18 protein-coding genes are annotated in these 22,541 nt (G+C 44.2%); 13 read left to right on the top strand and 5 right to left on the bottom strand.

What is annotated here, in order from left to right:
• Positions 1-475 precede the first annotated feature (475 nt).
• Both DIU38_RS19260 and DIU38_RS19255 read left to right on the top strand, forming a co-directional pair.
• On the top strand, positions 476-1,147 hold the full coding sequence (locus DIU38_RS19260) for a carboxypeptidase-like regulatory domain-containing protein (RefSeq protein ID WP_149354125.1): 672 nt from the start codon (positions 476-478) through the stop codon (positions 1,145-1,147).
• A complete protein-coding gene (locus tag DIU38_RS19255) occupies positions 1,147-2,940 on the top strand; it encodes an outer membrane beta-barrel family protein (RefSeq protein WP_149354124.1) in 1,794 nt (597 codons plus the stop codon). Before DIU38_RS19260 ends, DIU38_RS19255 begins: the two co-directional genes overlap by 1 nt.
• 60 nt (positions 2,941-3,000) lie before the next feature.
• Here DIU38_RS19255 and DIU38_RS19250 read toward each other — a convergent pair whose 3' ends face one another.
• Positions 3,001-3,897 carry an AraC family transcriptional regulator gene (locus DIU38_RS19250; protein WP_112657576.1) on the bottom strand — a complete coding sequence of 299 codons (897 nt, stop codon included), beginning with the start codon at positions 3,895-3,897 and terminating at the stop codon, positions 3,001-3,003.
• A gap of 239 nt (positions 3,898-4,136) precedes the next feature.
• Between DIU38_RS19250 and DIU38_RS19245 the strand changes: the two genes are divergently transcribed.
• The 4 genes from DIU38_RS19245 (at position 4,137) to DIU38_RS19230 (ending at position 12,204) form a co-directional block, all read left to right on the top strand.
• A complete protein-coding gene (locus tag DIU38_RS19245) occupies positions 4,137-5,171 on the top strand; it encodes an aldose epimerase family protein (RefSeq protein ID WP_112657578.1) in 1,035 nt (344 codons plus the stop codon).
• 95 nt (positions 5,172-5,266) lie between these two features.
• Positions 5,267-6,622, top strand: a complete 1,356-nt coding sequence (locus tag DIU38_RS19240; protein WP_112657580.1) for a sugar porter family MFS transporter — start codon at positions 5,267-5,269, stop codon at positions 6,620-6,622.
• A 14-nt stretch (positions 6,623-6,636) separates the two neighbouring features.
• Positions 6,637-9,975: a DUF5107 domain-containing protein gene (locus DIU38_RS19235; RefSeq protein ID WP_112657582.1), complete on the top strand. Its 3,339-nt coding sequence runs from the start codon at positions 6,637-6,639 to the stop codon at positions 9,973-9,975.
• A 15-nt stretch (positions 9,976-9,990) separates the two neighbouring features.
• Positions 9,991-12,204 (top strand): alpha-galactosidase, encoded by a 2,214-nt coding sequence (locus DIU38_RS19230; RefSeq protein WP_243770703.1) that lies wholly within the window; start codon positions 9,991-9,993, stop codon positions 12,202-12,204.
• 250 nt (positions 12,205-12,454) lie between these two features.
• Here DIU38_RS19230 and DIU38_RS19225 read toward each other — a convergent pair whose 3' ends face one another.
• Positions 12,455-13,456, bottom strand: coding sequence for a hypothetical protein (locus DIU38_RS19225; protein WP_112657586.1), 1,002 nt, complete (start codon positions 13,454-13,456; stop codon positions 12,455-12,457).
• 294 nt (positions 13,457-13,750) lie between these two features.
• Here DIU38_RS19225 and DIU38_RS19220 point away from each other — a divergent pair, with 294 nt between their 5' ends.
• Positions 13,751-14,539 carry a helix-turn-helix domain-containing protein gene (locus DIU38_RS19220; RefSeq protein WP_090533985.1) on the top strand — a complete coding sequence of 263 codons (789 nt, stop codon included), beginning with the start codon at positions 13,751-13,753 and terminating at the stop codon, positions 14,537-14,539.
• A 19-nt stretch (positions 14,540-14,558) separates the two neighbouring features.
• Here the strand turns inward: DIU38_RS19220 and DIU38_RS19215 are convergent, their stop codons facing one another.
• Positions 14,559-15,050: a DUF6265 family protein gene (locus DIU38_RS19215; RefSeq protein ID WP_112657588.1), complete on the bottom strand. Its 492-nt coding sequence runs from the start codon at positions 15,048-15,050 to the stop codon at positions 14,559-14,561.
• 322 nt (positions 15,051-15,372) lie between these two features.
• Between DIU38_RS19215 and DIU38_RS19210 the strand changes: the two genes are divergently transcribed.
• On the top strand, positions 15,373-15,807 hold the full coding sequence (locus DIU38_RS19210; RefSeq protein ID WP_112657590.1) for a pentapeptide repeat-containing protein: 435 nt from the start codon (positions 15,373-15,375) through the stop codon (positions 15,805-15,807).
• 375 nt (positions 15,808-16,182) lie between these two features.
• Here DIU38_RS19210 and DIU38_RS19205 read toward each other — a convergent pair whose 3' ends face one another.
• The gene (locus DIU38_RS19205; RefSeq protein WP_112657592.1) at positions 16,183-18,060 is read right to left on the bottom strand and encodes a M1 family metallopeptidase; all 1,878 of its coding nucleotides are present in this window, start codon (positions 18,058-18,060) and stop codon (positions 16,183-16,185) included.
• 147 nt (positions 18,061-18,207) lie between these two features.
• Between DIU38_RS19205 and DIU38_RS19200 the strand changes: the two genes are divergently transcribed.
• The 3 genes from DIU38_RS19200 (at position 18,208) to DIU38_RS19190 (ending at position 19,966) form a co-directional block, all read left to right on the top strand.
• Entirely contained in the window at positions 18,208-18,444 is a 237-nt protein-coding gene (locus DIU38_RS19200; protein ID WP_112657594.1) for a hypothetical protein, read from the top strand.
• A gap of 190 nt (positions 18,445-18,634) precedes the next feature.
• The gene (locus DIU38_RS19195) at positions 18,635-19,195 is read left to right on the top strand and encodes an NUDIX domain-containing protein (protein WP_112657596.1); all 561 of its coding nucleotides are present in this window, start codon (positions 18,635-18,637) and stop codon (positions 19,193-19,195) included.
• Between the two features lie 39 nt (positions 19,196-19,234).
• Complete coding sequence (locus DIU38_RS19190) at positions 19,235-19,966, top strand: lysophospholipid acyltransferase family protein (RefSeq protein WP_091176016.1); 732 nt, start codon at positions 19,235-19,237, stop codon at positions 19,964-19,966.
• Positions 19,967-20,154: 188 nt separating this feature from the next.
• Here DIU38_RS19190 and DIU38_RS19185 read toward each other — a convergent pair whose 3' ends face one another.
• A complete protein-coding gene (locus DIU38_RS19185; RefSeq protein ID WP_112657598.1) occupies positions 20,155-20,760 on the bottom strand; it encodes an REP-associated tyrosine transposase in 606 nt (201 codons plus the stop codon).
• A gap of 407 nt (positions 20,761-21,167) precedes the next feature.
• Here DIU38_RS19185 and DIU38_RS19180 point away from each other — a divergent pair, with 407 nt between their 5' ends.
• Both DIU38_RS19180 and DIU38_RS19175 read left to right on the top strand, forming a co-directional pair.
• Positions 21,168-21,641 carry a ribonuclease H-like YkuK family protein gene (locus DIU38_RS19180; protein WP_091176022.1) on the top strand — a complete coding sequence of 158 codons (474 nt, stop codon included), beginning with the start codon at positions 21,168-21,170 and terminating at the stop codon, positions 21,639-21,641.
• Between the two features lie 59 nt (positions 21,642-21,700).
• Entirely contained in the window at positions 21,701-22,537 is an 837-nt protein-coding gene (locus tag DIU38_RS19175) for a sulfurtransferase (RefSeq protein ID WP_112657600.1), read from the top strand.
• The last annotated feature ends 4 nt before the right edge of the window (positions 22,538-22,541 follow it).

Genomic DNA, 22,541 nt, shown 5'->3' with positions numbered 1-22,541 from the left:
CTTTCCCTGCAGGGGGTTTCTCGCAGAGGCCCTGATGGAACGTTAACAATAAATAAGGTCATGTTGAACTTGTTTCAACACCCCATTTGCTAAGCAACCACGCTGAGCAAATCGACTACTTGTCCTGTGGGCTGCCGAAACAAGTTCGGCATGACGCCGGGAGAGCCCTGTCCCCTCAGGATCCTCTGCGAGAGACCCTGAGGGAACGTTATTTTTTTTCGACATCATATCTAAAGATACAGCAATTGCACTGATTTATATTTCGTTATTGTATCAACCTGCACAAATAATTGACCAAATGCAGGCTTTAACATATAAGCCGTAAAAAAGGCAATATAGTTTTGGTTTTAAACCGATTAACCCGCTTCTGTGTATCTCATCAATTATCTCACGTCACTCATCATTCATGTTTTTTAAAGTTTAAAGCACTGTTTTTATTTGCCGGCATAACCTCCAAAAAGGTTACACACGCCATATGAAAACTTTATGCATCAGCCTGTTACTTATTTGCCTGACACAAATAGTAAATGCCCAGGTGTCGGGCAGGGTTACCACGGCCGGCAGCCAGCCCTTGCCATATGTCACTGTATCGCTTGTCAGAACTGCAGATTCATCTTCAGTTAAAAGTATGCTTACCAATGAGCAGGGGGGCTATAATATTGCGGATGCCCCTTCCGGAAATTACCGGCTGCGGTTAAGCAGTATCGGCTATCAAACCTGGTTTTCATCACCTTTTGAAATCAGCGGGAGCAAGGATGCAAAATATCTTGCTGTTATTGTGATGAAGGAGGACACCCGGCAATTGGGCGAGGTGGTAGTGCGGGCTACCAAGCCACTGTATCAGCAGCGTAGCGATGGCTTAGTGGTAAATGTTGAGAGCAGTGTACTTACCAAAGGCAGTACGGCCCTGCAGGTGCTGGAACGTTCGCCTGGAGTAACTATCGATCACCGGGATAATGGTATTGCCCTGAACGGTAAAAGCGGGGCTACAGTAATGATCAACGGCAAGCTGGTGCGTATGCCGCTTGCCCAGGTTATGAATTTGCTTAATGGTACCAGTGCCGATAATATTGAAAAAATAGAGCTGCTGAGCACCCGCCCGCCGGATACGATGCTGAAGGCAGTGCCGGCATCATCAATATTGTAATGAAGAAAAGCAAAAAGCAGGGAACAAACGGCTCTTATTCCTTAACTGGCGGTTACGGCATGGGCGAAAAAGGCACTGCGGGCATCAACCTCAGTCATAATACTAAGAATATCAATCTGTACGGCTCCTACACGTTTCAGCATGACCGGACCTATACCGATCTTTTTATTACCGGAAGTCAGTACATGCCTTTTATCGGAGGTAATGCCGAGGTAGAATTTTATACCAAAACAAAACGGATCAGCAATAATCACAATGCCACCCTGGGTACTGATATTAAGCTTGATCCTAAAACTACCATAAGCGGTAACCTGAGCTATAACAACAGCCATTCGCCCACTTATACATACAGTAACGCGGGGTATAAGATCCTGCCCGATTCACTGCTCAGGTACATTGGGCATATTAATGGGAACGGGCACTGGGATAACCTCACCAGTTCGCTCAATATTGAACATGTGCTGAAGGAAGGGGAGAAGATAAGCGTGGAAGCCGATTATATCCATTATGGAAATAACAGTCCAAGCGAAGTTAATACTTCCTTTGTAAACAAATACGGTGAGCAGGTGTACGCCAACAACAGTGTAAGCGCGCAAAGGCAACGCGGATTTGCCAATACGGCCATCAACGTAGGCGTGTTTAAAGCCGATTATGCCAACCAGCTATCACCCTTACTAAAACTGGAAACAGGTATTAAAGGAACGCATACCGGCAGTTCAAGCTCATCAGGTATCGAAAGTTTTAACAATGGGGCCTGGGAACGCAATATGCAGACCGCCGCGAACATATACATGAAGGAAGATATTGGCGCGGCTTATCTGTCCCTTAACTGGCAGCTTGGTAAAAGCATAAGCCTTAACACAGGAGTACGTTATGAATATTCCTATACCAATATGGATAACCCACAAACCCGCAGCAATATTGTAGACCGTAAACTTGGAAAGCTGTTCCCCACAGTGCTGTTTACCAAAAAGCTGAGCAACCGGTCCGAACTGCAGCTATCCTATACCAAAAGGATCAGCCGTCCATCATATGACGACCTGGCCTCATACTTTGCATACAGCGACCCTACGGCGGTTTACACCGGCAATCCTTTTCTTAAACCAACCATCACCAATAATATAAAACTGGGCTATAACTATGGCGACTATAGCTTTTCCCTGCTTTATAGCCGAGATGATAATGCCATAGCCCGCTATCAGCTCAGCGAAAGCCCCGCGCACGATATTTTGTTCATTTCGCCACAAAATCTGCCGTATCAAAACTACTTTACCTTGCAGGCCAATGTGCCGGTTAAAGTGAGCAACTGGTGGGAAATGACCTATAGCCTGGTTGGCGGCCTAAGGCAGTTTAAGGAGGATTATACTTTACATCCATTAACCAAATCATACTTCGGATATTCCTTTAATTTTAATCAGTTGTTTAAGCTGTCCGGCAGCTTTTCGGCAGAGGTATCGGGGCAATACAATTCCCTGTCGTATAATGGCACAACAAGGGTTGATGGTTTTGGGCTGATCAATGCAGGGATCAAAAAAGAGCTGAAAAATAACGGGGGCAGCCTGCAGTTATCAGTGGCCGATGTGTTTAGTGCCGCGCAGATCCATGTGCGGTATGGCACACTTACACGTGAGGCTTTTGACATAAAGAGCAACGTACTTGTCAATACCGAAACCAGACGTTTCCCGGTAATTAAGCTTACTTATTCAAAGTCGTTTGGCAGCACAAGACCGGCCGGCCGGGGGAAACCGGAAAGCGGTTCAAAAGAGGAGAGTGAAAGGATGAGGAGTAACTAAGTCATCTGTTTTATTCCCTGGCATTCCTCGCCACCGGCTTTAACCCGAACCTGCGTCGGCCTACCGCTTATGTGTTTTCCTGTACTTTGACGGCGACATACCAATCAGCTTGGTAAATAGCCTTGAAAAATAATAAGGGTCGTCAAAGCCCAGTTCTGAGCAAATTTCCTTAATGCTCCTGTCGGTAAAGTACAGGTACTGGCAGGAGGTTTGAATCTTAAGCAGGTTAAAATAGTTAATAGGTGATGAGCCCGTTTTTTGTTTAAACAGCCGCAAATAATGTGATGCCGAAATTCCCTGCTGTTTCGCCAAATGCATCACTTCAAACTTTTGACTAATGTGTTTTTTCATATAAGCGATGGAGTTGCTCACAAAATCGTTATCATAATCAACCGGGTTGGTTTGCTTATAATACACCATCGAGGAGATAAAATTGAGCAGGTTGATGTTAACAATCTCCATTTCTTTTTCATGATAGCTGTGTTCAAGCACGGCGTAGACCTGTTCGTACAGCTTAATCCGGCTGCTGTCGTAGGGAACGGATTGTACTGCAGGCTGCCCGTTTTCGAGCGAGCGCTCATAGATCAGGTGCGAATTTAGCCCGCTGAAGTGTACCCAGTAAATGCTCCAGGGATTGATTTCCGAGCTTTTATAACGGTGTGCCACATTACGGGGGATAATGAAAAAAGTATTGGGTTTAAGGGTGTGGCCCTGGCCCTCCAAATAAACATAGCCTTCTCCATCAACACAATAAAGAAAAATATATTCGTTACTGCCTGTACGGCGTTCACGGTCATGAAAGGCCGCTTTGGGATAATAGCCGATAGCGGTAAGGTAAAAGCCTTTGATCAAAGCATTGCTGGTGATGGCTTTTTTTATGTTTGGTGGCAATACGATCATTTTTTGACCGATAAAACCTTCTTTGATCCGTTTTTTAGGTTCGGCTATCACATTCATAACGCTGCTGTATAACTGGCGATTAAAGGTATTTATTTTTTTTATCCCGGCAAGATTTTAATAGCTGCCAGTAAATGATAGTATTATCCATCACTTTTTAAAGAATATCCATTTTTTTAACACCTGTTTCATAGTAGGTTTACCAAAACCAATTAGGGCTAAAACAAGTCAGGCAAATTACCTGGCTGTTTAATGAAGCTGATAACTTATGAACAAACAATTTAAATATCTGAACGTACATGGCTGTTAACACCACAACCCGTTTATGGGGGCAGCATAACGGTCATAACGTTTATCTTTTCAAAATTGAAAACGAGAGCGGGGCCTATGTTGAACTTACCAATTACGGCGCGGCCATTGTATCAGTTGTGGTGCCCGACAGGCTGCAGCACTTTGAAAACGTGGTGGTTGGTTTTCCTGAGCTGAACGGGTATTTAACCGATAGCTGCTACATCGGCTCAACCATAGGCCGGTACGCCAACCGTATCAGCAGGGTAAAATTTCAGATCGAAGGCGAAACTTTTCACCTGGATGCCAATGAAGGTAAAAATTCCAACCATGCCGGTAAAAGCGGTTTTAACTATAGGGTGTTTACTGCCGAAGCTTTTGATAATGGTGTAGTGATGACCCTGACCAGTCCTGATGGCGATGGAGGTTATCCCGGTAAGTTGGAGCTTATGGTTATCTATACCTGGAACGATGATAATGAGCTGCTGATCAATTATAAAGCTACTACCGACAAAGCTACGATAGCAAATTTTACCAATCACGCTTACTTTAATTTATCGGCATTTAAAAGTAAGATCTATAACCACAAACTTACCCTGCTATCGGATAGTATTGTGGATTTACACGAAGACTATACGCCGAGCGGGGCAATTATACCAGCAGGGCAAAAGGCTTTCAATAATAACAAGCTGGGCGATAAATTTAATATAGATGAAAACCATGTTGAGGGCCTTAACCTGTTTTACATTATCAACAGGGGAGCCGGGAAGAACGGCTTAACTTATGCCGCTCTTTTAACCGACGAAGCATCGGGCCGTGCCCTTAAAGTTTATACGGATTATCCCGGCGTGTTCCTTTATACCGGTGATTATTTAAGCAGCACCGAACCTATACATACAGGTAAACCTGCAAAACCTTTTGACGCGCTGTGCCTGGAGTGTCAGCATTATCCGGATAGTATCAATCATCCTGATTTTCCGCAGGCTGTACTGCGGGCAGGCGATGTATACAATCAAAGTATTTTATACAAGTTTGGCACCCTATGAAGCTGAAAGCAAAAGGCAGAAAGCCCAAAGCTTATTTAATAACCGACTTTAATTAAAGTAAATTTATACAGAGAGAAGAAACTAACCAATATCAAATGACCATCGATTTTAAAAAAGAAGTAAAATTTAACAGCGGCTATATTATAGGGATCTCCTTTATATCGGCACTGGGCGGTTACCTGTTCGGCTTTGATTTTGCCGTAATATCGGGTGCGCTGCCGTTCCTCCGCAAGGAGTTTGCGCTTGACCCTGTTTGGGAGGGCTTCCTTACCGGTTCCCTGGCGCTGGGCTGTATCGTGGGCTGTATCATAGCCGGCCGCATTGCCGAAAAATACGGCCGTAAACCCGGTCTCATGGTTGCGGCGTTTATTTTCGCGGTATCGTCACTGGGTATTGCCTTTTCAACTGGGCTCACTTATTTTATCATTCTGCGTTTTGCAGCGGGCATAGGGGTAGGGATGGCATCAATGCTTTGCCCCATGTACATTGCCGAAATTTCCCCGGCACAGGTTCGGGGGCGTAATGTAGCTATCAACCAGCTTACCGTGGTATTGGGCATCCTGATCACCAACCTGTGCAACTATTTTTTGGCCGACAGCGGCGATAATGCCTGGCGGTGGATGTTTGGTTTGGGCACGGTACCTGCCGCGGTATTTTTATTAGGGGTTATTGCCCTGCCCGAAAGCCCCCGGTGGCTGATCAAGGTTGGTCGCCGCGCCGATGCCGAAAAAGTGCTTTACAAAATAGGCTCCGAAGAGTTTGTTACTTCAACACAGCAGGCTATTGAAAAATCGCTTACCGGCGCAAAAAAGCAATCGTACCGCGCCGTATTTGAAAAAAGCGTACGCCCTGCCGTATTGATAGGTATTACGCTGGCTGTGTTTCAACAGTTTTGTGGCATCAATGTGGTGTTTAACTATACTTCAACCATTTTTGCCTCGGTGGGTTCAAGCTTAAACCAGCAGCTGTTTGAAACTGTTTCTATTGGTATTGTTAACCTGGTTTTTACCCTGCTGGCTATGTGGCAGGTTGATAAGCTCGGCCGTAAGCCATTGATGCTCATTGGTTCATTGGGCTTATCCATATTTTATATTGTATTGGCTTACCTGCTGCAAAATCACTTAGCGGCCGGGCTGGTATCCATATTTGTGTTGCTGGCCATCAGCACTTACGCGCTTTCGCTTGCGCCTGTAACCTGGGTACTTATTTCAGAGATCTTCCCTAATAAGATCCGTGGCGCTGCATCAACAGTGGCCATTGTATCGTTATGGGCTGCCTATTTTATATTGGTGTTCACCTTCCCTATACTGGCTAAGGTGCTGGGCACTTACGGGCCATTTTATATGTACGCGGTGATCTGCTTTTTAGGCTTTTTGTTTGTGCTTAAAAAAGTGAGAGAAACCAAAGGCCAAACCCTTGAAGAGTTAGAAGAAAATTTAGTAAGACATTAATAATCATAAGCCACATGAATAATTTGTATGTAAATGTTTGGGAAGAGAAGGTAGTTATCCCAACCTACGGTATAGGGAAGCCCGATAAAAACCCCATGTTTTTTGAAAAGCGCGTTTACCAGGGTAGCAGCGGCAAGGTGTACCCTAACCCGGTTATCGAAAAAATTTACGACGAAAAAGAAGATAAAGAATACGCAGGCCTTTACCTCGAAAATAAATACCTCAAAGTACTCATCCTGCCCGAGCTTGGCGGCCGTATCCAGATGGCTTATGACAAGATCAGGGACCGCCATTTCATCTATTATAACCAGGTGATTAAGCCGGCACTGGTAGGGTTAACCGGCCCCTGGATTTCGGGCGGTATTGAATTTAACTGGCCACAGCACCACCGCCCAAGTACTTTTGAGCCGGTTGATTATAAAATTGAAGAAAATGCCGATGGCAGCAAAACTGTTTGGGTTAACGAGGTTGAGCGCATGTTCCATACCAAGGGCATGGCCGGTTTTACGCTGCACCCGGATAGGGCTTACATCGAAATAAAAGCAAAACTCTATAACCGCTCGGCCCTGCCGCAAACTTTTTTATGGTGGGCAAACCCGGCGGTGAAAGTTAATGACGATTACCAGTCGGTTTTCCCGCCTGATGTGAACGCGGTGTTTGATCATGGTAAGCGTGACGTATCAACATTCCCAATTGCTACCGGTACCTATTATAAGGTTGATTATTCGCCGGGTACAGATATCTCAAGGTATAAAAACATTCCGGTGCCAACGTCGTACATGGCTATCAACTCCAATTACGATTTTGTAGGCGGTTATGAGCATGACAGTCAGGCTGGTTTGCTGCACGTAGCTAATCATCATGTATCGCCCGGAAAAAAACAGTGGACCTGGGGCCACAGCGATTTCGGCCTGGCCTGGGACAGGAACCTAACCGACGAGGATGGCCCGTACATTGAGCTCATGACAGGTATGTTTACCGATAACCAACCCGATTTTACCTGGCTGATGCCGCACGAGGAAAAGCATTTTACGCAATACTTTATGCCATACCGCGAGCTTGGCGTAGTAAAAAATGCTACCAAAGATATCCTGCTGGCACTTGATTATAAAGAGGGCAAACTACTATTGAAAGTTTACGTAACCGGCGAACAAAACAACCTGAACATCAAACTGCAGCATGATGGAAAAGTATTATTGAGCGAAAAAGTTTCCATTGTACCAGAACAGGTTTATACCCGCGAGATAGCCGCTAAGGATATTAACGAGAACCTTTTGCTGCTTACTGTACACTCAGAAGCGGGCAAGGAACTCGTCAAATATGATGCGGCAAGCAATAAGTTGAGCAATATCCCTGAAGCAGCTAAACCAGCTTTATTGCCTGCCGATGTGGAAAATAACGAGCAGTTGTTTTTAACCGCGCAGCATTTGGAGCAGTACCGCCATGCTACTTATAGCCCGGTGCCTTATTATGAGGAAGCTTTACGCCGTGATCCAAAAGATATCCGCAATAATAATGCTTTAGGTTTATGGTACCTGCGCCGCGGACAGTTTGCTAAAAGCGAACCTTATTTCCGCAAGGCGGTTGAAACCATCACCCAGCGTAACCCTAATCCTTACGATAGCGAGTGTTATTACAATTTAGGTTTGGCGTTGAAATTCCTCGGCAAAAAAGAGGATGCGTACAAAGCGTTTTATAAAGCTACCTGGAGCAATGCCTGGAAAGATAGCGGCTATTTTTCGGTAGCACAGATCGACCTGGAAAACGGCGATTACGAACTGGCGCTTGATCACTCGCTGTCGTCATTAGATAGAAATGCCAATAACAGTAAAGCCTATGTTTTGCGCTCGGCGGCTTTCCGTAAGCTCGGGCGTTTTGAAGATGCTGTCGAGGTAGCTACAGCGGCAATAAAAAGGGATGCGTTTAACCTGGGCGCTCTGTTTGAGCTGGTTTATGCTTACAAAGCTTTGGGTGATGAAGAAAAAGGCACTGCCACCCTTAATGAACTCATTAAACTATCGCGCGGTTATTACCAAAATTACATTGAATACGCACTTGATTACGCCAATGCCGGCCTGTACCAGGAAGCTGCAGATTTGTTGAATTATGCGGTGAACGGTGATGCTACCAGTCCGATGGTGTATTATTACCTGGGCTACTTTGCGTACAGGTTAGGCAATAATGAACAGGCTTCTGCATGTTTTAAACAGGCCTCAGCTGCCGATTCGTACCTGTGCTTCCCCGATAGGCTGGAAGAGATCAGCATACTGAAACTGGCCGCTGAGCTTGTGCCCACCGATGCCAAAGCACCTTATTATTTAGGTAACCTGTTTTATGATAAACTGCAATATGATGATGCCATCGCGGCCTGGGAAACATCGGCAAAACTGGACGATACGTTCCCAACTGTATTCAGGAATCTGGGTATAGCCTATTATAATAAACGTAATAACCCGGCAAAAGCTTTAATTTGTTTTGAAAAAGCCTTTGCGCTGGATGGAACAGATGCCCGCGTACTGATGGAACTTGACCAGCTTTACAAAAAGCTGAACTATCCTGCAGAAGCACGACTGAATTTTGTTGAAGCTAACCTGGAGACTGCCAAACTTCGTGATGATGTTTATTTAGAGCGTGCAACGCTGTATAACTTTTTAGGCGAGCACCAAACCGCGTTTGAACAGGTGATGCAAAGAACATTCCACCCATGGGAGGGCGGCGAAGGCAAAGCTTCGGGGCAATACGTTGCCGCGCTGGTTGAAATGGCCAAGCAAAACATCCGCGATGGCAAATACAATGAAGCCATTGAACAGTTAACACAGGCACAAACCTACCCACATAATTTAGGCGAGGGTAAACTATTCGGCACACAGGAAAATGATATCTTTTACTGGCTGGGCCAGGCCCACGAAGGGCTGCAGCAAACTGAACAGGCTAAGGCTTATTTTGAGCAGGCAACCATAGGTTTGGAAGACCCGACAGCGGCTGTTTTTTATAACGATCAGCAGCCGGATAAGATCTTTTATCAGGGTTTGGCAAAAAAATGTCTGGGTGACAGTACATCGGCCGAACGAATCTTCAAAAAACTGCTTAATTATGGTATCGGGCACATGGATGATAACGTAAAAATTGATTACTTTGCCGTCTCGCTGCCAAATTTGCTCATTTTTGAAGATGATCTGCAGGTAAGGAACCGCGTGCACTGCTATTTTTTACAGGGACTGGGATACCTCGGTTTACGTGATTCTGAGCAGGCACAAAAGGCCTTTACCGAGGTTCTGAAACTGGATGCCGGGCATTTTGGGGCGAGGATACATCAAAACATGATAAACCAAATTACCGAAGCAGCCGGTTAAACCCAAAAATCACACGTGAGAACTACTCAAACAAAAACTTTACCACTGGGCCTGCTTTTCGCAGGCTCAATGCTGTTTGCCGGCAGGGCAGCAGCGCAGCAAGTAACCATTCCTGTTGAAACACAGCACAACGCTATTGTATTACAAACCGATGCCGAAAAGCACCTGAACATGGTATACCTGGGGGCAAAGCTTGCCAATACAGCCGAGTATGCAGGCATCTCAAAAATGTACAAACAAGCCGATGATTCGGGCGTACAAAACGATGCTTACACACCATCAGGTTCAGCCAGTCTTGGTGAGCCGGCTATTACAGTTACCCATGCGGATGGTAATAAATCATTAAACCTAACTTACGTAAGCCATACGGTAAGCAAGGTTGATGATGATATTTCATTACTGGTAGTAACCATGAAAGATCCTGCTTATGATTTTGAGGTGAAGCTATACTACAAAACCTATTTTAAAGAAGATGTAACCGAGCAATGGTCAGTTATTAAACATAACGAAAAGGGGATAGTAACGCTTGATAAATATGCGTCGGCCAATTTAAACCTGAAGGGCAATACTACCGGCGGTTTCTGGCTGAAGCAATACCACGGCAACTGGGCTATGGAAATGCAGCCCGAAGAAGCCCGTTTAACCCACGGTATTAAAACAATCGACAGCAAACTGGGTACCCGTGCCAACCTGTATGAGCATTCGATGTTCGCCATATCAATGGATAAACCTGCTACCGAAGATGAAGGCAAAGTATTATACGGCGCCATGGAATGGTCGGGCAATTTCAGGATTGATTTTGAACTGGATGTGGCCAATAACCTGAAAATTATTGCAGGTATTAACAATGCTGCTTCCGAGTATCATTTGAAACCAGGTGTTGAATTTACTACGCCAGCTTTCCTTTACACTTACTCCGACCACGGTAAGGGTGATGCCAGCCGTAAGCTGCAAAGCTGGGCACGCCAATACAAAATTGTTGATGGTAATGGTTCAAGGCTTACGTTGCTAAATAACTGGGAATCAACCTATTTTGATTTTAATGAGAGCAAGCTTGCAGGCTTGTTAAAAGATACAAAAAAGCTGGGTGTCGACCTGTTTTTATTGGATGATGGCTGGTTTGGTAACAGCCACCCGCGTAACGGTGATAACGCCGGCCTTGGCGACTGGCAGGAGAATAAACAAAAACTGCCTAACGGTATCAGCTCGCTCGTGAAAGAAGCGCAGGCCAACGGTGTAAAATTCGGCATCTGGATTGAACCGGAAATGGTTAATCCTGCCAGCGACCTGTACAAAGCCCATCCTGATTGGGTGATTAAACAACCCAACCGTCCTGAAAAATACTTCCGTAACCAGTTGGTGCTTGATCTGGCTAACCCTAAAGTGCAGGATTTTGTATTTGGCGTGGTTGACGGTCTGTTCACCAAAAACCCCGACCTGGCTTATATCAAATGGGATTGTAACGCGGTAATCTATAACGCGTATTCAGCATACCTGAAAAAAGATCAGTCGCACATTTATGTTGATTATGTGAATGGTTTATACAATGTATTGAAACGCGTTCGTGCCAAATATCCTAAAGTGCCTTTGATGCTTTGCTCGGGCGGCGGCGGCAGGGTTGACTATGGTGCACTGCAATACTTTACAGAGTTTTGGCCAAGCGATAACACCGATCCGCTGGAGCGTGTATTTATCCAGTGGGAGTATTCATTCTTCTACCCGGCAATCACCAGCTCAAACCACGTTACCGATTGGGGCAAACAACCCATCAAATTCCGTGTGGATGTGGCCATGATGGGTAAAATGGGTTTTGATATTGTGATCGGCAAATTAAGTGAAAGCGAGCTGAGTTTCTGTCAGTCTGCGTTGAAAAACTATGATGCTTTAAAAGATGTGATCTGGCATGGCGACCAGTACCGCTTAGCTTCGCCATGGGACAACGACGCGGCATCTATCATGTATGTAAGCGACGATAAATCAAAGGCAGTAATGTTCAACTACCTGGTGAATAACCGATACGGCTCGGGTACCAAAGTGCCCGTGCGCCTGAAAGGCCTCGACCCTAATAAAAAATACCGTGTTAAAGAAATTAACCTTTATCCGGGCGCGGGTTCGGTTTTAGGCAAAGAGGATTTAACTTTTACCGGCGATTTCCTGATGAATGTGGGTATTAACCCCGGAAACAGCGCTTATCACACCAGTGTAGTGCTGCAGTTGGAAGCGATTTGATAAAATCGATTTGATATTATAAAGAAGCCCCGGAGCATTAATTGTTCCGGGGCTTCTTTTATTTAGGGGGTTGCTCAAAGATATGTCATCCATCGCTGCAGCAAGGCTTTGCCTGGTGCCCCCTTTTTTGTTTGTCATGTTGAACTTGTTTCAACACCTCACTCGCTAAGCAATCGCGCTGAGCAAATCGGCTACTTATGCTGTGGGGTGCCGAAACAAGTTCGGCATCACGACGGGGATTTATAGCCTGTTACCGCAGCTTATCTGTCATATCAAAATGCTCAACATGTGTTGCGGCACCCAGCGGTAGTTTGCTGCAGGCGGAGTAGAAAATATAGTCCTTATCCTCAGTAATACCCGGTAGTAGTTTGTCAATAACTTTCCCGATCTGCACATTCTCGCTTTTTACTGCGTTGGTATCGGCAATGTTTACTTTGGTTGTATAATAAATTACCGGGAACCACCCGTGGCTGTTTTTTTGATTGCCTATCCGGAATACCCGTGGTTCGCCTGCAACACCATCAATTACTACCGGGAAACGGTATTGTTTTACTGTTGCCTCGGCAGCATCTTGGAACAATTTGCCTGCATCCGTATCGTGTATGTATTGCCAGTAGTCGTTAGGGGCGGTACATTGTAAAGCAAGTTCAAGTGTTAAACGGGCATCGGCAAAGTGCCGGTTATTGTATTTCTTTTTTCCCAGCTCATAAAGCTCCGGGGCTGTTTTACCGTTAATTTTGTAAGTATTTACATTTACCGAGGTTAGCTTCCAGCCGTAATCGTATTTGGCATACAGTGCGGTGATCATTTCCTGGTTTGGCTGGTTCTTATCCTTCGGCAAAAAAAGCGCCATGTACATTTCATGGGTAATGCCATTATAGATCATTTTGTAGCTGTTAATGCCTGCCGACGGATTGCCTATGGTATCTGTACTGCGGTGCTTATTTACAATGTAATATTCATCGTAAATATCATAGTCGGTAGTTTTAACAGCGTTGCCTACTAACTCTATTTGCCTTAGATTTGACTTGTCGTCCAGCATCTCCCGCGATTCCATATTGCTGATATCATCACTGTTGCCGGTGCGGAGATCATGGAGCAGTTGTTGGTTAAGTTTGTGGAAATCGTCGCGTTTACCGCCGGGAATCTGGTCGTTTCGCCATGCTCCCGGCTGTTTAATACAGCTTTGTAATGATATAGCCAGTAAAGCGAAGGGGATGAGTTTAATTGTGTTTTGGTATAGGGTTTTCATATTACCCGTAATAATATGAAAAAACACTCAATTGTACTATTGCTACCGGTTTATGAATAACAAAGGTTTTGCATAATGGGATATAGCGGCTGTTTCACTTTAAGCAGATAAAATCCGGTTTGGAAAAGTTAACATTACTGACATTTTGCTAAAGAATCCTGCCAGTTTATGTTAAATATTTATGGGTGTCATAAAAAATGGTTTCTTTTGAATTTGGCTTTTCACAACCTGTGGCTATATTGCTTTTAATTACCAAATGTGTTGCGTTCCCTTACAAGGGGAACTGAAATTTATATGGAAAACTTCAATGAGATTTTTGATCTGGAATACTTCTTTCGCTTGTCGCCCGATTGGTTATGTGTTGCCGGGTTTGATGGTTACTTTAAAAAAATTAACCCGGCTGTTTCCAAAACTTTAGGTTATACCGAAAGCGAACTGTTTGCAAGGCCTATTGATTCATTTGTTTATCCCGAAGACAGAAGTATCACCGCAAGTAAACGTGAGAGTATAAAGAAAAACAATCCGCTGTATAATTTTGAAAACAGGTATGTAACCAAAAGCGGAGAAATAGTATGGCTTTCATGGATCTCGATGCCAGTACAAAAACAGCAGCTGGTTTTTGCTATTGCCAGGAATATTACCGACAAAAAGAAACTGGAAGAATTTAGCAAAGTATCACTCGTATCGGTAAAAAATAACGAAATTGAAAGAGGGGCGGAGTTAAGTACACATAATCTAAAGCCAATCAGTGAACTTTCTATTGCCGATCAGCTTTGGCTTTATGAGCTTGAAACGCTGGTAAGAAAATATATTGGAAAAGTTGATTTAATCATTGTATTGTTAAGTAACGAAATGGGTTTAAGTGAAAGGCAACTGCACCGGCGCATAAAAAACACCACGGGTATTACGCCAAATAATTATATCCGGCGAATCCGTTTACTGATGTCGATGGAGGCAATTAATAGTGGTAAATACCGTACCGTGGCCGAAATATCCTATATAGCAGGGTTTGAAACCCCGGCTTATTTCCGGAAACTGTTTAAAGAATTTTATGGTCGTGATATAGCCGAATTTTTGCAATAGATATAAAGCCGCTCCTCTCTTATTTGACTCTTTTCATCGGGAATTGTATTGCCTTTTGCCTGCCTTTCCTTGTCCCCGATATTTCGGCCACCAACGAGTCGTTAGTGATTTGGGTATAGGTTATTTTTTGCGGGAAATCATGCTCCGGATTTTCAAAAACGAGGTGTTTGTTGTTAGATGAGGTAAGCGTAAAAGTTACCGCTTTGCCGCCATTTTGATTTTTTACCGTTGGGATATAGTAAAGCTTGCCTTTATGTTGCTCCATACGGATATGTTCGGATGATACCGTATCTGCACCAGTCAACGAATAGCTTCTGCCGATAAAGGTGCTGTCGTTAAGCTTTTTCCATGTTTCAATATCCACTGTTTTTGCCGATTGATTTTTCCAGCTGCCGATCAACCATTTAGCATGCGTGATAGGCTGTTTTTTTTGCTGGCCAAAAATGCTATGAGCAGAAGTAATGCATAATACAATAAGTAACTGCAATTTGAATTGGTGGAGCAGGGTCATGAGTGGTAAATAAGTAATTGAAGTTACAAATTGAAAGGAGGAAATCCAACGCCTGAGTGACGGGTTCGGCTAAAGCCGAAGCTTCATTTTAATTCTCCGTCACTTAAAAGTTACGGCAATGAAGTTGTAATGATATTTTATGTCTGTTTTTGATTCATTGCCGTTGGTTTTAACCAACGGGTATTTAGTGAAGCTGGCTTTAGCCTAAATTTTAAACGAGATAGTGAGTATTCATTTGTCGCAAATACACCCGTTATTTGTCGCGGGTATAACCTTGCTTTGGTATTCGTTTTCAGCATCTTTGAATAAATCAATATGAATCATGGAAAACTCAACAGCTAACAACCCCGAAGTCATTGTTATAAAAGAAACTCAAAAGGTACTTGATGTTAAATGCGCTATACTGAATGGTTCAAGCTTTGAGCAAATGATGATGAACAATGCAAGCTTTAAGGATGTTTGTATAACCGGGCTTAAAATTGAAGATGCCAACCTAAGCGATCTGGAAATAAAATATGCCCAACTTGGAGGAGCTTACATCCACGATATCGGCATGCCGCCCGAAGGGCACCCGGCTTATGATCCTGCTGCCAAACAACGCCCTCTTAAATTTGAAAGCTGCGACCTGCAGGGCAGCACAATAACTGATTGCAACTTAAGCGGCGTCAATATTGCCGACTGTAATTTAAGCGGTATGAAAATTAACGGTATCGATGTAGATGAACTGCTGAAGGCGTATCAGAAGCAGGGGGAATAGTGAATGTGTATGGCGCATGCATCAGGGTGCTCTGCGAGTTTAAAATTGCTTGTGGTTTGAAAAGTCGTCGTGTTTTGCCCCTCTGGGGCAAGGATATTTTATAACTGAACAAGCTACAAACCTTTTGCACCTCTGGTGCACCTGTCCTTGGGCAATTAATACATGTTTATTAAATTGTAAAGATCCTCCGGAGGGGAAAAAGGTTTGTAGAAATAAGGTCACACCCCTTACCCGAACCCGGGAGGGGTTCACCGCGTGCTATTGAACAGCGAGCCTGCATAGCGTATAAATCAGGATCTCTCGCAGAGGATCCTGATGGGACGTTTTTTGGGTTATCACATTATTAGCTTTCGGCTTTCGGCATTTAGCTTTCAATTATTTAGCACTTACCCACACATTATCCTTTTTATTGCTGTCGGGATCATAGGTAGTACCAAGTACAATCTTTTTAACCGCTTTTTTTGCAGTGAAATTAACTGTGGTTGTTTTGTTACCGGTACACCAAACAGCAATACTTTTGTGTATCAGTTCGGTAGTGCCATCGGTATAACTAATGGTTAGGTTAACGGGGATGGGCTTACTGCCAACTTTAGTAATTGTGGCAGCATATTTTAACCCGGCGTTAGTCACTTTGCTGATGGCCAGATCCGTTACGCCATTATCAAAAAACCAGGCTTTCCAAAACCAGTTAAGGTTTACGCCCGAACCGGTGTTCATACAATTAAAAAAATCGTAAGGCATAGGGTGTTTGCCATGCCATTGTGTAATATAGTAATGCAGGGCTTTGGTAAACAGTTCATCGCCAAGCATATCTTTTACATATAAATAGCCCAGGCCTGGTTTGGGATAGCTGTCGGTAAAACCGGCAGGGCCTGTGAGCATTGGTGTAAGTGTCATTACCGGCACATCAACCTCGTGGCCGGCGCTTTGTTCAACAGCGGCAACACCATATGGATCCACTATGGAGGGATCAATCTCCGGACTTACCAGCCATTCGCCGATGGTTGCCCAGCCTTCGTCCATCCAGCCGTATTTGGTTTCGTTAATGCCCATGTAAAACGGAAACATGGTATGAAAGATCTCATGATCGGTAAGCTCAATGGCATCGGCCTTATCTTCCAGCGGATTATCATTCACCATCATCGGGTACTCCATTTGGTCTAAACCATCAAAAACGGTTTCATGCTGGTATGGATACGGCCATTTCGGGAATTTGTAGCTCATCACTTCCACCGTTTTACGGGCGTAATCAACTACTGCATAATAGTCTTTATGCTTTTCGTTAAACACCGCATCAACGCGGGTACGCCTGCCGGTTTTCGGATCAACCACCAGGCTCGATGCTTTCCATAAATAATGGTTGCTGGCAGCAAAAACAAAATCGGTAACGCTATCAGCCTCAAACTTCCAGGTGTTAGTTGGATTGTTTTTGGTGATGTTGCCCGCTTTGATATCATCTTCGGTAATTATATCCGTTACCTTATCACTTACGCCGGCATTGGCGATGCGTTTAATGATCCTGCTGTCGTAAACGTCGTCGGCGTTTTTTAGATCGCCTGTCGCCCAAACTTTATAGTCGCCGGGTATGGTGATCTCCGCGCTGAAATGGCAAAAATCGTTATAAAATTCCTGTGAGCCAACGTATGGATAATCGTTCCATCCATCAATATCGTCATAAACTGCTACGCGCGGGAAGAAATAGGCAATGAAGAATGCACCGGTATCAACTTGACCAGTACGGATATGTGAGCCCTTGTTTAATGTATAAGCATAGCTGATATCAAAATGTACTTTTTGCTTTGGAGCAATAGGGGGAACACGCTGCGTCATGTTTGTGCCGTTGATGCGGCGGGTTTTAGCGCTGTCGGGTGTTTTATTATCTATGCTAAGGCTTTTGATCTGTACCCCATCGGTCAAGTCAGCGGCCGAAACCTGCATTTGGCGTACCGAGCCTTTTTTATATAAGTTAGGGTAAAGTTTAAATTGTACCCGCTTTAACGTATCGGGGCTGTTGTTAACATAATCAATACCAACCGTACCACTTAACAGGCGGGTTTTAGGGTCGAAATTTACTTTTATCTTATAGTCGGCCGTGTTTTGCCAGTAATTTTTGCCGGGTGCCCCGGTTGTTGTGCGTGTTCCTTTGGTGTATGTTTTTTGCAGGTTTACAGCTATGGGTAAGCTTTGCTGGGCTAATGCTGCAGTACTGCTAAATAATAAAACAAAAGGCAATAATTTTTTAATACTGATCATTTATGCGGATATATATAAGTTATATTTGATGTAAATATAATAAACCGTTACAGAACCCGGTAAGCGATAATTTTGTATCGCCGGTATGTTACAGGGCAAATCAACTCACGGTTTTGAGTAGTTTATCCATTTATATAAATAGCATCCATGACTGCCGAAAAAATGATCATTGTAACCGGTAAGCAATACCTTGAGCTTAAACAAAGTTTAGAAAGCGGCGAGGGGCTTACCTATAATATAGGTACTGATAAGCATCCCGAAATGGTTAAGATCACCAACATTTATATGGACACTGATCCTGACTTTACCCGCAACCCGCGCCAGTTTGCCCGGATGCATGAAGACCTGAACGTGCAGGTGAAACTGGAGTATGTAGCAGAGTAGATAAAAAATCGAACAAACCAGGGATGGGTTTTGTGTGTCAGGAGGTGAGGGGAAATCTTCTACGCCCGGCTTTTACAGGTTTAGTTGTAAAGCCCGATGTAGAAGATTTCTGTTTCGCGCCATTACTCACAACCTGCGCTGCTCTGTTGAAATGACATTTTTTTAATAAAAAGATGTCTATTTTTAGGCCATGCATCATCCTGAAGATAATCCCTGGAAAATAACATCTCAAAAAGACATTTACGATAACCCCTGGATCAACGTTACCGAATACCAGGTGATTAACCCAGCCGGTAATCCCGGTATTTATGGCAAAGTACGCTATAAAAACCTGGCCATAGGTGTTTTACCTTTAGATGAAGAATTAAATACCTACCTCGTGGGCCAATACCGTTTCCCGTTAAACCAGTACAGCTGGGAAATGCCCGAAGGCGGCGGCCCTGAGGGGACGGATCCGCTTGAGTCGGCCAAACGTGAGTTACTGGAAGAAACCGGTTTGAAAGCTTCACGGTGGACAGAGATCCAGCGCTTGCACCTCAGTAATTCGGTAAGCGATGAACTCAGTATATTGTACCTGGCCCGCGGTCTTGAGCAGTTTGAAGCCGAGCCTGAAGAAACCGAGCAGTTGATTATCAAAAAAGTGCCTTTTGCTGAAATGTACCGCATGGTTTGTAATGGCGAAATTACCGATGCCATGACTGTAGCCGCAGTGCTTAAAGTACAGTTGTTACTAACAGAAAACCGTTTGTAAGTTACCGCTTTGCCGAAAAAAATATAACTTCGCCTACTGATGAAAAAGTTATTAGGATATATCCTGTCGCCTATTGCTATAATTGCCTTTTTTTTAGCCCTGGTTATTTTTCAGCCCATCCAGTGGATCTGCTTTCGTTTTTTTGGCTATGCCGCGCACAAACGTTCGGTTGATATCCTGAACTTATGCCTGTTTCGCACTTTTTATATCATTGGCGATACGGTAACTTTCATCAATAAACAAAATTTGCCGATGGGCAGGCCAATTATATTTGTGGCCAATCATCAAAGCCTGCTCGATATCCCCCCGCTTATTTATTACCTGCGTAAGTATCACGCCAAGTTTGTTTCTAAAATAGAGCTTACCAAAGGGATCCCTTCTATCAGTTATAATCTGAAACACGGCGGTGGTGCTAATATCGACAGGAAAGACTCCCGTCAGTCCATGACCGAAATGACAAGTTTAGGTGAGCGGATGAAAGCCAATAACTGGTCGGCAGTGATCTTTCCGGAAGGCACCCGCTCCAAAGATGGCGTAGTACGGTCTTTTCAGCCGGGAGGTGTTGCCATGCTGCTAAAAAAATGCCCTGAGGCATTGCTGGTGCCTATCGCCATAAAAAATAGCTGGAAAGTTGTACAATATGGCTTTTATCCGCTTAATACTTTTATATCCATGACCTGGACGGTACTTGAACCCATTGAGCCCGGTAAAACCCCGATTGGCGACCTGGTATTGGAAGCCGAGAACAGGATCAAGGCTGCGCTGTCCTGATTTCGGAATTCAGAGTTTCGATTTCGGGTTTTTTATTTTTTGCCTCGCGCGGATAAAAAGCGTGGGAATGTGCGATTCCCCTCTTGAGAGGGGCGGAGGGGCGTATTTCTACTTTTTTAACAAGCTTCCGTCCCATCTGGGTCTCTCGCAGAGGACCCTGATGATCTACGCCATGCCAGCTGCTATGTTTAAAGTAGCCTCACCGGTCTCACATGGTTTATGTCTGTCCAAAAATCCCGATAATCTATTATGGTTAAAAATTCATGAGGCTTTGCAGAATGATAAAAGGCTGCACTGCTATGTGGGTATTTAATAAAATCATCGCATAATAACCATTTTCCGGATACCGGATTATGATGAATATAATCTATTTTTTGATAGAGAAAGGCCGTAGAGTATATGGGCTTGGCATCAAATGACAGTTCAAAAACTTTATGCTTTTGTCCTTTGTTTTTTTCTTTTTCGGTACATGCCGCCGAAAGTTGATTAAGAAGGTCGATTTTGCCTGATGCTGTTAGCTTTTTTACAAGTTCATAAGCCATAAATCTTTTGCCATTACTAATTATCTTGTTAATCCCTACTTCTGTATCGGGCATTTTAATAATCAGATGAACATGATTAGGCATCAATACAAAAGCATGAGTTTGCACCTTGTAATTCTCTGCTATAAATCGAAGCCAATCATATAGCATTTTATACGATTTTGTGATTTCGAATAAAGGAATCCAATTATAACAGGTAAAAGTTATAAACCAGGTCTCGCCGGGATCATTGTGTAAAGTTCGGGTAGCCATAGTTAAATATAAAGATATTTATGAATCTAAAGATGATTGCCAACCTCAGGGTCCTCTGCGAGAGACCCTGAGGGGACGAAAAATGTGTTAAGCTTTCAGCTTAACTATACCATCAATTTACTTTTCCGCTTCCGCAAGCAGAATGCTTGCCTTGTTTTGGGACGAAGTTACGCTGTCGCTAAACTTCGACCAGTAAAAGACCCTGTGGGGACGGAACTTCGGCCAGCAAAAAATATTCCCCCAAATCCGAAATCCCAAATCCGATATTGGAAATACAACCAACCTGTTAATAATCAGCTAAATGTTAACAAATAAATCACATGTTATTTACGTTAATATGAAACGTTATCGCTTATTTTTATAGACCCATAAAAGAGGTCGCCTAAAATTTACCTAAAATAATTTTTATGACCTGGAGAAAATTCAGCGGCGAAGTAATCCAATCGCCCATTATGGAAGAGGTTGAAAAGGCAATTGAACGCGAAGCCCTCCTCGGTAACAAGCTAAAAGTATGCATCGGCACCGATTCACAAGTTAAAGGATCCATAACGGATTTTGCGACGGTGATCGTGTTTCTGCGCGAAAAACGCGGCGCTTTTATGTTCATACACCAGGAACGCACTTCGCAAAAAATGAGCATTAAAGAAAGGATGCTGAGCGAAGTGCAAAAGTCTATCGACATTGCTTACAAGCTTTGTGATTTGCTCGACCTGTATGATGTGGAGCTTGAGGTACATGCCGACATAAACACCAACCCGATGTTTAAAAGTAACGCGGCCCTGCACGAGGCTATGGGTTACATCCTGAGCATGGGTTTTGTGTTTAAGGCCAAGCCCGAGGCTTTTGCAAGCTCATACTGCGCCAATAAAATAGTGCAGTAAATTTGCCGAAACCCAAAGCGTGTATCTATATTTGATATTAAAACATATCAGATATACCTATGTCGCCACTTATTGAAATCAACGACCCGGCTTTAGCCGCACAGGATACTATTCTTATTGATGCCCGCGGAGGGCAGGACTCTTACCAGCGTTACCTGGCAGGCCATTTAAACCACGCCATCTACGCCGACCTTGATCAGCACCTTACCACTAAACCCGATGACCCGGCCTTTGGCGGCAGGCATCCGTTGCCTAATATACAGGAGTTTGCTGTATTGCTGGGCAACTGGGGCATCACACCTAAGAGCCACGTAGTGGTTTATGACGACAAGTCGGGAGCGTTTAGCGCATCGCGTTTGTGGTGGATGCTGCGGGCAATTGGTCATGAAAACGTACAGGTCGTAAATGGCGGCTTACAGGCTGCTAAAGATGCAGGTATAGCATTGAGCACTGAAGTTTATGCCCCGGTTGCCGTTGATCCGTACCCGGTGACACACGAATATGCAAATACTGTTGAGATAGCGGAGGCTGGAGAAGCTGCACAGGATCCCTCACGACTGGTAATTGACGTACGCGAAACACCACGCTACCTGGGCCAGACAGAACCTTTGGATTTGATAGCCGGCCATATCCCCGGTGCTTTAAATCTGCCTTATATCAACAACCTCGGTGCCGACGGAAAGTATTTACCCGCCGATGAGTTGCGTAAGGCCTACGATGCCGCAATTGGCGATGTAGCGCACAGCGAAGTGATAGTTCACTGCGGATCGGGTGTTACAGCCTGCCATACTCTGCTGGGCATGGATTACGCGGGCATCAGCGGCCCAAAGCTTTACGTGGGCTCATGGAGCGAATGGTCAAGAAGGGATTTGCCGATAGGGAAGGAAGAAAGGTAAATTA

It is taken from the genome of Mucilaginibacter metallidurans, from assembly GCF_003286435.2.
GTDB classification, from domain to species: domain Bacteria; phylum Bacteroidota; class Bacteroidia; order Sphingobacteriales; family Sphingobacteriaceae; genus Mucilaginibacter; species Mucilaginibacter gossypii.
This window is presented reverse-complemented; position numbering and strand designations above follow the sequence as displayed.